The sequence below is a fragment of the Pseudomonas sp. D8002 genome (assembly GCF_013385695.1).
Lineage (GTDB): Bacteria > Pseudomonadota > Gammaproteobacteria > Pseudomonadales > Pseudomonadaceae > Aquipseudomonas.
On record NZ_JACAPM010000063.1, the window covers coordinates 73,507 to 84,983 of the forward strand.

General features: G+C 62.2%; 10 protein-coding genes. 5 read left to right on the top strand and 5 right to left on the bottom strand.

The window, feature by feature from the left end:
- Position 1 precedes the first annotated feature (1 nt).
- The 5 genes from HX807_RS30315 (at position 2) to HX807_RS30335 (ending at position 5,601) form a co-directional block, all read left to right on the top strand.
- Complete coding sequence (locus HX807_RS30315) at positions 2-1,624, top strand: phospholipid carrier-dependent glycosyltransferase (protein WP_177052042.1); 1,623 nt, start codon at positions 2-4, stop codon at positions 1,622-1,624.
- 425 nt (positions 1,625-2,049) lie between these two features.
- Entirely contained in the window at positions 2,050-2,325 is a 276-nt protein-coding gene (locus HX807_RS30320) for a type VI secretion system contractile sheath small subunit (protein WP_371316507.1), read from the top strand.
- A 176-nt stretch (positions 2,326-2,501) separates the two neighbouring features.
- Positions 2,502-3,218, top strand: a complete 717-nt coding sequence (locus tag HX807_RS30325; protein WP_102604350.1) for an HPP family protein — start codon at positions 2,502-2,504, stop codon at positions 3,216-3,218.
- 124 nt (positions 3,219-3,342) lie between these two features.
- A complete protein-coding gene (locus HX807_RS30330) occupies positions 3,343-4,446 on the top strand; it encodes an enoyl-CoA hydratase/isomerase family protein (protein ID WP_177052044.1) in 1,104 nt (367 codons plus the stop codon).
- A gap of 3 nt (positions 4,447-4,449) precedes the next feature.
- The gene (locus HX807_RS30335) at positions 4,450-5,601 is read left to right on the top strand and encodes an acyl-CoA dehydrogenase family protein (RefSeq protein ID WP_177021110.1); all 1,152 of its coding nucleotides are present in this window, start codon (positions 4,450-4,452) and stop codon (positions 5,599-5,601) included.
- A 141-nt stretch (positions 5,602-5,742) separates the two neighbouring features.
- Here HX807_RS30335 and HX807_RS30340 read toward each other — a convergent pair whose 3' ends face one another.
- From HX807_RS30340 to HX807_RS30360, 5 genes are read right to left on the bottom strand one after another with little or no spacing between them, the layout of a single operon-like run.
- Positions 5,743-6,516, bottom strand: coding sequence for an enoyl-CoA hydratase (locus HX807_RS30340; RefSeq protein WP_177052046.1), 774 nt, complete (start codon positions 6,514-6,516; stop codon positions 5,743-5,745).
- 9 nt (positions 6,517-6,525) lie between these two features.
- Entirely contained in the window at positions 6,526-7,653 is a 1,128-nt protein-coding gene (locus HX807_RS30345) for an acyl-CoA dehydrogenase (RefSeq protein ID WP_008433455.1), read from the bottom strand.
- 9 nt (positions 7,654-7,662) lie between these two features.
- Complete coding sequence (locus HX807_RS30350) at positions 7,663-8,847, bottom strand: acetyl-CoA C-acyltransferase (RefSeq protein ID WP_008433457.1); 1,185 nt, start codon at positions 8,845-8,847, stop codon at positions 7,663-7,665.
- A gap of 10 nt (positions 8,848-8,857) precedes the next feature.
- Positions 8,858-9,625 (bottom strand): SDR family NAD(P)-dependent oxidoreductase, encoded by a 768-nt coding sequence (locus HX807_RS30355; RefSeq protein ID WP_003217603.1) that lies wholly within the window; start codon positions 9,623-9,625, stop codon positions 8,858-8,860.
- 22 nt (positions 9,626-9,647) lie between these two features.
- Positions 9,648-11,297 carry an AMP-binding protein gene (locus HX807_RS30360; protein WP_177052048.1) on the bottom strand — a complete coding sequence of 550 codons (1,650 nt, stop codon included), beginning with the start codon at positions 11,295-11,297 and terminating at the stop codon, positions 9,648-9,650.
- Between the last annotated feature and the right edge of the window lie 180 nt (positions 11,298-11,477).

Sequence of the window (11,477 nt, forward strand, 5' to 3'; positions counted from 1 at the left end):
CGTGGACAAAGCTCATCGGCCCCTGCTCAGCCCGACGATCCGCCGACACTCATGGGTGCTGGGGCTGCTGGCACTGGTCCTGTTTATCGCAGGCAACTGGAACCAGGCAATCATCGGCTTTGATTCGCGCTTCGTGCTGTTCGCCCAGGAGATGCTGCGCCATGGGCCGGGGTTCTTCCCGACGACGTACGGGCAACCTTATGCCGATTACCTGGCCACCTCGACGCTGCTGACCTGGCTGCTGTCCCTGCCCCTGGGGCAGGTCACCAGCCTGACGGCCTGGCTGCCCACGGCCATCGCTTCGGCGCTGCTCGTGGTGCTGGTCTACCGGCTGACGGCGCCCTACTCCCGGCGCTGGGCGCTGCTGAGCATCGCGGTGATGCTGCTCAGCAGCACCTTCATCAGCGAAACCCGCGCGGTGTCCCTCGACCAGATGTTGGCTGCCGTGGCCCTGGCGGTGTTTTACCTGGGTTATGCCCATGACCACTTCGGCGCCGCCAAGCGCCTGCACTGGCTGTTTGCGCTGCTGATCCTGGGGTTTGCAATCCGTGGACCGATTGGCCTGGTCATTCCCACCGGCATGCTGTGCAGCTATTACCTGATCAACCGGCAATGGCGCCAGCTGTTCAGTTTCGGCCTGCTCGCGTTGGCGTTACTGGCGGCGTGCGTGGGCCTGCTGTTGCTGCTGGCCAAGCTCAGTGGCGGTGAAACGTTCATGCAGGACGTAATCCGCATGCAGTTCCTGGGTCGCATGGATGGCACCGAAGGCTCCGGCAGCGCGCTGTATTATTTCAGCAGTTCGCTGGGCAACTACGCACCGGCGTATCCGCTGGCAATACTCGCGCTGGTTGCGATTGTCGCCGGTGGCCGGGAGGACAAGGGCCCGGCGCTGAAGCTGGTGTTGTACTGCCTCGCTGCAGGCTTGATCGTGATGATCGGCTTGTCTGTGCCCCAAGCAAAAAAAGCGCGCTATGTACTGCCGATGCTGCCCCTGGCAGCAATCATCGCCGCGTATCCGTTCCAGGTGTCGCGAGGCAGACTGTTCGCCGGGCTGCGCTGGCTGATGCTGGGGTTGTGGACGGTCATTCCGGGGCTGCTGATCGCAGGCTTGTTCGTGGCGCGTCACCGCTTCCCCGAGCAGATTGGCAGCCTCAATCCGGTGTTCGGGATCCTGATCGCGATCCAGGTGCTGGCACTGGGCTTGCTGTTCAACCGGCGGCTTCGCTACGTGGGCCCGGCCTTCGCCGCGGTATTGGCGGTGTGGCTGGCGTATATCGTGATGGTCGAGCCGCTGGAGCGCCGGTTGTATGACACGCGCACCTTTACCCTCCAGGCCCATGCGCTGACCCAGCAACAACCGGCGCCGCTGGTATTACACGCACTCGGCAAGGACGCAAAAGCCATCAAGTTCATGGTCAACCTCGATTGCGACCGGGTGCCGTTGTTTACCCAGTTGCCTGCCGACCTGGCGCCGATCCAGGCTCCTGCATGGCTGATCATGAGCCAGTCGGACTATGAAGCGTTGAGCGACCCGCGTTTTCGTTCACTGCAGCCGGTACTGACCGGCCAGTTCGACAAGAACCCCTACGTACTGCTGCATTTGATCAAACCCGCACAACCTTGATACAGGGCGCGGGATAAGCGGAACCAACCGCATATCCCGCGCCAGTACATTCAGTAGTTATAAATCCAAGTGTATGTAAGAAACTTCTTTGCCCATTCAACTTCGAAACTTTTAGCGTAGCAACTATCGAGAAACATCCTACGCATCTATACGCTGCTACCGATAAGACGCCCTCTTCCCGCCCCTAGCCCTCGACTGTAGACTCGCCTGCCAAGCGAGTTAATTATTTAATACCTTTTAACTATTTTCAGAAGTTCCAAAGGTGCGGTGTAAGGCATTCCTGTTACTTTCGAAAGAAACTCGACGAACGTAGCAGCAAGCCATCAATCAAGACATGCCCCGCTTAAACGAACAGTCGAAATAACAATAAAGACCTTTTAAACAGCATTCAGCGCTGCCGTTTATTTCATTTAGAGGAATGTTTTGTGTCCGACCGTCGATTGCCCGACCCCTCAACCTCTGACGCTGTCGCGCCTTTGTCCCGCGACAGAGTCAATGCGGGTTACATCCCGCTGCCAAAACTGGATCGGCTGATGGAACTGCGTGATGCACTGGTGGTGCTCAAGGGGCCATTGGCCAACAATCCATCGCTGCGGGGAAATGTACAAAACCTGCTGATCAACGAGGAAACCGATGACCGTGTGCTGGGCAAGATCAGCAACCCCATGCCACCGCCAACCCGCCTGATACCGTTTGGCTGACACGTTTTACTGCAAAAATACTGCACTTGACCTGCATTAATATGCATTGGCAGCAGTCTTCATCGATTGGCACACTGCGCAGGTTCCTCCCCCAAATGCAGGAACTTCTTTAAAGGGCTTTTCCGGGAAACCAGGCAAGCCTTTTTTTTCGCCCGCTTTTCACGGATCGTCTGTCAATGCTCGCTCGCTGGTTACCCGCTGCCATCAATACCCGCCCTGCCGAATGGAGTCGTGCCGCCATCGGCATGGCCCTGGGCACACTGTTCAGCGTCTGGGTGTGCGCCCAGGTGTTCGGCACCGAGGTGGCCCTGCACCTGATAGGCCCGCTGGGAGCCTCGGCGGTGCTGCTGTTTGCCGTATCCTCCGGCGCGCTGGCCCAGCCCTGGTCGATCATCGGCAGCTACCTGTGTGCCGGGATTGTTGCGCTGCTGGTGGCCCGGGTATTGGGCCGAACGCTGGGCAGCGCATGCCTGGCTGCCGGGATGACCGTGATCCTGATCTGCTGGCTGCGCTGCCTGCATCCACCGGCGGGCGGCCTGGCCATGAGCCTGGTGCTGGCTGACCCCGCCTCGATTGCCATGGGCTGGCACGAACTTGCCGCAGTCATGCTGGGAGCCACAGCCTTGTTGGCCTGCGCGCTGGCCTACAACAACGCCACGCGCACGCGTTACCCCAAGGGCACCCGCGAACCGGCTGCGCCGATCTTTATGCCAATGGCCACCGAAAACCCCGGGATCAGCGCCGAGGACCTCAAGCAGGCCCTCGCCGAGCGCGAGCAGTTCCTGGACGTTACCCCGCAGGAACTGGAAGAGCTGATCCAGGCCAGCGAGCGGTATGCCCGGCGGCGCACCATCGGCGCGGTTTTCCAGCACCAGGGCCAGCCTCCTCCATAAGGCAAAAATGCAAAAACGACCTGCATGATTCCGACTTGTACTGGGCAAATTTGCACTGGTACGATCGCGAGATGGTTCGCCCGCGAACATCTTGATAAAGAACAATAAAAGCAGGGAGTTAGAGATGACTGCTCAGGTTTCATCCGAGGCAAGCAGCGCCGGGATTGTGCAAGACGAGGTCCTGGCGCACGTACGCAACCATATTGGCCACCTGACCCTCAATCGCCCCGCAGGCCTTAACGCCCTCACCCTGGACATGGTCCGCAGCCTCAGCCGGCATTTGCAGGCGTGGGCGGACGATCCCAAGGTGCATGCCGTGGTGTTGCGCGGTGCCGGTGAAAAAGCCTTCTGCGCCGGCGGCGACATTCGCTCGCTGTACGACAGCTTCAAGAGCGGCGACACCCTCCACGAAGACTTCTTCGTCGAGGAATACGCCCTCGACCTCGCCATTCACAACTATCGCAAACCGGTCCTGGCACTGATGGACGGCTTCGTCCTTGGCGGTGGCATGGGCCTGGTGCAAGGCGCCGACCTGCGGGTGGTCACCGACCGCAGCCGCCTGGCAATGCCCGAGGTGGCCATCGGGTATTTCCCTGACGTGGGCGGCAGCTATTTCCTGCCGCGCATTTCCGGGGAACTGGGGATCTACCTCGGGGTGACCGGCGTGCAGATTCGTGCCGCCGACGCCCTGTATTGCGGCCTGGCGGACTGGTACCTCGACAGCGCCCGGCTCGCCGACCTCGACCAGCGCCTGGACCGCCTGGAATGGCACGATTCTCCCCTCAAGGACCTGCAAGGCCTGCTGGCCAGCCTCGCGGTGCAACAATTGCCCGACGCCCCCCTGGCGGCGCTACGCCCAGCCATCGATCACTTCTTTGCCTTGCCGGACGTGCCGAGCATCGTCGAGCAATTGCAGCAAGTCACCGTCGCCGACAGCCATGACTGGGCATTGACCACCGCCAGCCTGATGCAGACGCGCTCCCCCCTGGCCATGGCCGTGACCCTGCAGATGCTGCGTCGCGGGCGCCACCTGCCGCTGGAGCAATGCTTTGCCCTGGAACTGCACCTGGACCGCCAATGGTTTGCCCGTGGCGACCTGATCGAAGGCGTCCGCGCCCTGCTGATCGACAAGGACAAAACCCCTCGCTGGAACCCTCCAACCCTGCAGGCGTTGGAGGCTGATCATGTCGAAAGCTTCTTCCGCGACTTCGACAAGAACGGGAACTAAGTCATGCAAGATATTGAATTTACAGAAGAACAAGTGATGATCCGCGACATGGCGCGAGACTTTGCCCGTGGCGAAATCGCCCCCCACGCCCAGGCTTGGGAAAAGGCCGGCTGGATCGACGATGCTTTGGTCGCCAAGATGGGCGAGTTGGGTTTGCTGGGCATGGTGGTGCCTGAAGAATGGGGCGGCACCTACGTCGACTACGTGGCCTACGCCCTGGCAGTGGAAGAGATTTCCGCTGGCGACGGCGCTACCGGCGCACTGATGAGTATCCATAATTCAGTGGGTTGCGGGCCAATCCTCAACTACGGCTCACAAGCACAAAAGGAAACCTGGTTGGCGGAACTGGCCAGCGGCCAGGCCATCGGTTGCTTCTGCCTTACCGAACCCCAGGCCGGTTCCGAAGCGCACAACCTGCGCACCCGTGCCGAACTGCGGGACGGCCAGTGGGTGATCAACGGCGCCAAGCAGTTTGTCAGCAACGGCAAGCGCGCCAAGCTGGCGATCGTGTTTGCAGTGACCGACCCGGAGCTGGGCAAGAAAGGCATCTCGGCGTTCCTGGTGCCGACCAACACCCCGGGCTTCGTGGTGGACCGTACCGAACACAAGATGGGCATTCGTGCCTCGGACACCTGTGCCGTCACCCTCAACCAGTGCACCGTGCCGGAAGCCAACCTGCTGGGTGAACGCGGCAAGGGCCTGGCCATCGCCCTGTCCAACCTCGAAGGCGGACGCATCGGGATTGCCGCCCAGGCGCTGGGTATTGCGCGTGCCGCCTTTGAGGCCGCGCTGGCCTATGCCCGTGACCGGGTGCAGTTCGACAAGGCGATCATCGAGCACCAGAGCGTGGCCAACTTGCTGGCCGACATGCAAACCCGCCTGAATGCGGCGCGCTTGCTGATCCTGCACGCCGCCCGATTGCGCAGTGCGGGCAAGCCATGCCTGTCGGAGGCCTCCCAGGCCAAGCTGTTTGCCTCGGAAATGGCCGAGAAGGTGTGCTCTTCAGCCATGCAGATTCATGGGGGTTATGGCTATCTGGAGGACTACCCGGTGGAGCGTTACTACCGGGATGCGCGGATTACCCAGATTTACGAGGGCACCAGCGAGATTCAGCGGATGGTGATTGCCAGAGAATTGAAAAACTACCAGCTGTAACAGGTATTTCGCATAACCCATGTGGGAGCGGGCTTGCTCGCGAAGGCGGTGGATCAGTCGATACATCGGGTGACTGTAATACCGCCTTCGCGAGCAAGCCCGCTCCCACATTTTTTGATCTTCAGCGTTTCAGGACAGTGTCTACTTGTCCTTGAACTCCGGCGCACGCTTGGTCACAAACGCCGCCATGCCTTCCTTCTGATCCAGCGTGGCAAACGCCGCGTGGAACACCCGGCGCTCAAAGCGCACGCCTTCGGACAGGCTCACTTCAAACGCGCGGTTCACGCTTTCCTTGACCATCATGCTGATGGGCACCGACTTGCCGGCGATCAGGGTCGCGACCTTCAATGCTTCGTCCAACAGCTCATCCGCCGGCACTATGCGCGCGACGATCCCGCAGCGCTCGGCTTCCACCGCATCGATAAAGCGCCCGGTCAGGCACATTTCCATGGCCTTGGCCTTGCCCACGGCGCGGGTCAGGCGCTGGGTGCCGCCCATGCCCGGCAGCACGCCGAGGTTGATTTCCGGCTGGCCAAACTTGGCGTTATCACCCGCCAGGATGAAGTCGCACATCAAGGCCAGTTCACAGCCGCCACCCAGGGCAAACCCGTTGACCGCCGCAATGATCGGCTTGCGGCGGTTGGCCACGCGATCGCTGTCGCTGAACAGGTCGTCGAGGTAGATCTGCGGGTAGGTCAGCTCGGCCATTTCCTTGATGTCGGCACCGGCGGCAAAGGCTTTTTTCGAGCCGGTTAGCACGATGCAGCCGATTTCCGGGTTGGCTTCCAGGCTGTCCAGCGCCTGGTTCAGCTCGCTGACCAGTTGCGCGTTCAGGGCGTTCAGCGCTTGCGGGCGATTGAGGGTGATCAGCCCGACCCGGCCCTGCACGTCCAGCAAAATGCTTTCGTAACTCATAGAGACTCCTCAGAGATTGCGTGAAATGACCATGCGTTGAATATCGCTGGTGCCTTCGTAAATCTGGCAGACCCGCACATCGCGGTAGATCCGCTCCAGGGGAAAGTCGCTCAGGTAACCGTAACCGCCGAGGGTTTGCAAGGCTGCCGAGCAGACCTTTTCGGCCATTTCCGAAGCAAACAGCTTGGCCATGGACGCTTCCACCAGCGCCGGCTTGCCGCTGTCACGCAGGGCGGCGGCGTAATGCACCATCTGCCGCGCCACGGCGATTTGCGTCGCCATGTCCGCCAGGCGGAAGGCCACGGCCTGGTGCTCGATGATCGGCTTGCCAAAGCTTTCCCGCTCGCGGGCGTAGTCCCGGGCCGCTTCAAATGCCGCCCGCGCCATGCCTACCGCTTGCGAAGCAATGCCGACACGCCCGCCTTCGAGGTTGGCCAGGGCGATCCGGTAGCCTTCGCCCTCCTCGCCCAAACGATTGGCCACCGGCACCTTCACATCCTCAAACAGGATCTGGCAGGTGTCGGAAGCATGCTGGCCGAGCTTGTCCTCGACCCGCGCGACGCTGTAGCCCGGCGAGTCGGTGGGCACGATAAAGGCGCTGATGCCGCGTTTGCCGGCAGCCGGATCGGTGACTGCAAACACAATCACGATCCCGGCGTTTTGCCCGGAGGTGATGAACTGCTTGCAGCCATTCAAGACGTAGTGATCGCCCTCCAGCCGGGCACGGGTTTTCAGGCCGCTGGCGTCGGAACCGGCCTGGGGCTCGGTCAAGGCAAACGCACCGAGCATCGCACCACTGGCCAGGGGCTTGAGGAACTGCTCGCGCTGTTGATCATTGCCGAACTTGAGGATCGGCACGCAGCCCACGGAGTTGTGCACGCTCATGATGGTCGAGCAGGCGCCGTCACCGGCAGCGATCTCTTCCAGGGCCATGGCGTAGGCCAGGTAGCCGGTATCACAGCCGCCCCATTGCTCCGGGACCAGCATCCCGAAAAAGCCCAGCTCGGCCATTTCACCAATGGCTTCCTTGGGAAAGCGATGCTCGCGGTCCCACTCGGCAGCGAACGGTTTAAGGCGTTCCTGGGCAAATTGCCGGGCGGCTTCGCTGATTTGCAGTTGTTCGTCATTCGGCAGCATAGGTGTTCCTTAGTACAGGCATTCAACGGCCATGGCCGTGGCTTCACCGCCGCCGATGCAGATCGCTGCAACGCCGCGCTTGAGGCCTTTCTGGCGCAGGGCCGAAAGCAGGGTCACCAGGATCCGCGCGCCGGACGCGCCAATCGGATGGCCCAGGGCACAGGCACCGCCGTGGATGTTGACCTTGCTGTGGGGAATCTCCAGCTTGCTCATGGTCACCAGGCTGACCACGGCAAAGGCCTCGTTGATTTCAAACAGGTCGACTTCGTCGAGGTTCCAGCCGGTCTTGCTCATCAGCTTGCGGATCGCCCCCACCGGCGCTACCGGGAACAGGCCAGGCTCATCGGCAAACGCCGCGTGGCCATGGATCACCGCCAGAGGCTTGAGCCCGCGCTTGTGCGCTTCGGACTGGCGCATCAGCAGCAGCGCCGCCGCACCGTCGGAAATCGAACTGGAGTTGGCTGCCGTCACCGTGCCGCCTTCACGGAAGGCCGGCTTCAGGGTGGCGATCTTGTCCAGCTTGGCTTTCGGCGGCTGTTCGTCGTGGATGATGGTTTTCTGTTCCTTGCCCACGGTGACCTGCACCGGGACGATTTCGGCGATGAAGTTGCCGTCGGTGATCGCCTGTTGCGCACGGGTCAGGGACGCAATCGCAAACGCGTCCTGGGCCTCGCGGGAAAAGCCGTTGTGCTCGGCGCAGTCCTCGGCAAAGGTGCCCATCAGGCGGCCCTTGTCGTAGGCGTCTTCAAGGCCGTCGAGGAACATGTGGTCGAGCACCCGGCCGTGGCCCATGCGATAGCCGCTGCGGGCACGGTCCAGCAGGTACGGCGCGTTGGACATGCTCTCCATGCCACCGGCGATGGCCACCTCCACGCTGCCTGCCAGCAACGCGTCATGGGCCAGGATCGTGGCTTCCATGCCCGAGCCGCACATCTTGTTGAGGGTGGTGCAGCGCGTGGACTTGTCCAGGCCAGCACCCAGCGCCGCCTGGCGTGCCGGCGCCTGGCCGAGGCCGGCGGGCAGCACGCAACCGAACAGCACTTCATCCACGGCATCGGAAGCGATACCGGCGCGTTCGACCGCTGCACGAATCGCCGCAGCGCCCAGTTGCGGAGCGGTGAGGCCTTTGAGATCGCCCTGGAACCCGCCCATCGGGGTGCGTACCGCGCTGACAATAACGATTGGATCAGTCATGAAAATCTCCTTATTTGGCTGCCATGCGCAAGGCCCCGTCGAGACGGATCACCTCGCCGTTGAGCATGCTGTTTTCAATGATATGCCGCACCAGCGCGGCGTACTCGCCCGGCTTGCCCAGGCGCGGCGGGAATGGCACGCCGGCGGCGAGGGATTCGCGCACTTGCGGCGTCATGCCCGCCATCATCGGAGTTTCGAAAATACCGGGGGCGATGGTCATCACCCGAATCCCGTAGCGCGCCAGTTCGCGGGCCGCCGGCAGGGTCAGGCTGGCAATCGCGCCCTTGGAAGCGGCATAGGCCGCCTGGCCGATCTGGCCGTCAAACGCTGCCACTGAAGCGGTATTGATGATCACACCGCGCTCGCCATCGGCATTCGCCTCGGTTTCAGCGATAGCCGCTGCAGCCAGGCGCAGCAGGTTGAAACTGCCGATCAGGTTGACGTTGATCACCTGGGCGAAGTTGGCCAGCACGTGCGGGCCATTTTTGCCGAGGATTTTCTCGCCCCGCACCACACCGGCACAGTTGACCAACCCATGCAAACCGCCAAAGGCGGCGACGGTGGCCTGTACCGCCGCTTCGGCAGCGGCTTCCTGGCTGATATCGGCGACCGCGCTGCGGGCCTGCGCGCCGAGCTTTTGCGCCTGGGCGGCCACTGCGTCGGCGTTCAGGTCCACCAGCATCACCTTGGCTCCGGCCGCCACGAGCATCTCGGCGGTTGCCGCGCCGAGGCCTGAAGCGCCACCGCTGACCAGAAAAACCTTGTTCTCAATCTGCATCATTGTTTCCTTGAAGAATGGGTCACGCCGTGGCCGCCTGGGCCTTGGCAATTTCCTGATTACGCAAAATGAAGCGTTGCAGCTTGCCGCTCGGGGTCTTGGGCAGCTCGCTGACAAATTCGATTTCCCGCGGGTACGAGTGAGCGGCCAGGCGCTTGCGCACGTGCTGGCGCAGCTCTTCGGCCAGGGCCGGCTCGGCGCGGTACTGCTCGCTGAGCACCACAAACGCCTTGACGATCTCGGTGCGTTCCGGACATGGCTTGCCCACTACGGCGGCCTCCACCACGGCCGGATGCTCGATCAAGGCGCTCTCTACGTCGAACGGCCCCACGCGATAGCCGGAGGTGGTGATCACATCGTCGCTGCGCCCGACAAAGCTGATGCTGCCATCGGGGTTCAGCTCCACCGTATCGCCGCTGAGGTAGTACTTGCCGACGAAGGCCTTGGTCTTGACGCCGTCATAACCGGCAAACCAGCACATCGGCGATTGCTCGCGGTCGATGGCGAGGATGCCCGGTTGGCCGGCGGGCAACTCCTGATGGTTGTCGTCCAGCACCACGATGCGATGGCCCGGCGAGGCAAAGCCCGCGGAGCCGACGTGCACCGGATGCTCCAGGCCATGGTGATTGCACAGCACCATGCCCAACTCGGTCTGGCCGTAGTGGTCGTGGATGGTCACGCCGAGGTTATCGGCGAACCAGCGGATCACTTCCGGGTTCAGCGGCTCGCCGGCACTGCTGACAATACGCAGCTTGCCCTTGATCGACTTGGCGAACTGCTCACCCCCGGCGATCAGCAGGCGGTAGGCGGTGGGCGAACCGGTGAGGTTGGTAATCCCGTATTTGTTGATGACACGGCACGTGCTTTCGAGGGTGAACGGGCCATCGTAGAAGGTGATCGGGTGGCCCATGGACAAGGGGCCGGTCACGCCGAAATAGATGCCGTAGGCCCAGCCCGGGTCGGCGACGTTCCAGAATGCGTCTTCGGGGCGCAGGTCGACGGCGTCGCGGGTGTAGCTCTGGAACGCAACGATTGCCTTGAGCGGCACGGCCAGGGCTTTCGACGGGCCGGTGGTGCCTGAGGTGAACATCAGCAGGAACGGGTCGTCGGCGCCCAGCAATACGGGTTCGCAGAGGTTGGAATAGTTGGGCAGCTCGGCCCAGAAGCTGAAATCGCCGCGCACGATGCCTTCGCCGTTGGGGCCGGCGACGGTGACGATGGTCGGGCAGTCGGCCACTTCCGTCAGTTTGGGACGGTTTACTGCATCGGCCACCACCAGCGCGGCGCCGGAGCTGTTCAGGCGGTGTTCGATGGCCTTGGGGCCGAAGGCGGTGAACAGCGGCTGATAGACCGCGCCGATGCGCCAGGTGGCGAGGACGACCACCAGCAGCTCGGCGGTGCGTGGCAGGAGGCCTGCCACCTTGTCGCCGCGATTGACGCCCTGGGCCAGGAGGAAGTTGGCGAAGCGTGCGGCCTGGTCTTGCAGCTGGGTGAAGGTGGACGTGGCGCCGCGGCCGTCCTTGCCCTCCCAGAACAGTGCGATGCGGCCAGGTAATGCGTGGCGGTCGCAGCATTCGACGCAGGCGTTGAGGGCCTGCAGGTTGCCCGACAAGGCAGCGTCGACGGTGTGTTGGTAGTTGAACTGGGTGGTGGCAGCCGAGTAATCACGCATCGCTTCAAATCCCTGTGTGTTTTTTATTTTCAGGATGGGTACGTAGACCGGTGAAATAGTCGCTCTAGAGCGGTGGGTGGGCAATGGTCAAAGCTTTCAACTTGGTTGACTGGTTTGGCCAATGGGGGGCGCTGTTTGGTGTGTGTGTATATTCGTTTTTTGGGTGATGGCTTGTATTGG

Bases quoted from the DNA above. Each gene is read 5' to 3' on its own strand.
- HX807_RS30340 (WP_177052046.1), bottom strand. From the start codon at position 6,516: ATGAGTTACGAAAGCATTTTGCTGGACGTGCAGGGCCGGGTCGGGCTG.
- HX807_RS30350 (WP_008433457.1), bottom strand. From the start codon at position 8,847: ATGACTGATCCAATCGTTATTGTCAGCGCGGTACGCACCCCGATGGGC.
- HX807_RS30335 (WP_177021110.1), top strand. From the start codon at position 4,450: ATGCAAGATATTGAATTTACAGAAGAACAAGTGATGATCCGCGACATG.
- HX807_RS30330 (WP_177052044.1), top strand. From the start codon at position 3,343: ATGACTGCTCAGGTTTCATCCGAGGCAAGCAGCGCCGGGATTGTGCAA.
- HX807_RS30360 (WP_177052048.1), bottom strand. From the start codon at position 11,297: ATGCGTGATTACTCGGCTGCCACCACCCAGTTCAACTACCAACACACC.
- HX807_RS30355 (WP_003217603.1), bottom strand. From the start codon at position 9,625: ATGCAGATTGAGAACAAGGTTTTTCTGGTCAGCGGTGGCGCTTCAGGC.
- HX807_RS30345 (WP_008433455.1), bottom strand. From the start codon at position 7,653: ATGCTGCCGAATGACGAACAACTGCAAATCAGCGAAGCCGCCCGGCAA.
- HX807_RS30325 (WP_102604350.1), top strand. From the start codon at position 2,502: ATGCTCGCTCGCTGGTTACCCGCTGCCATCAATACCCGCCCTGCCGAA.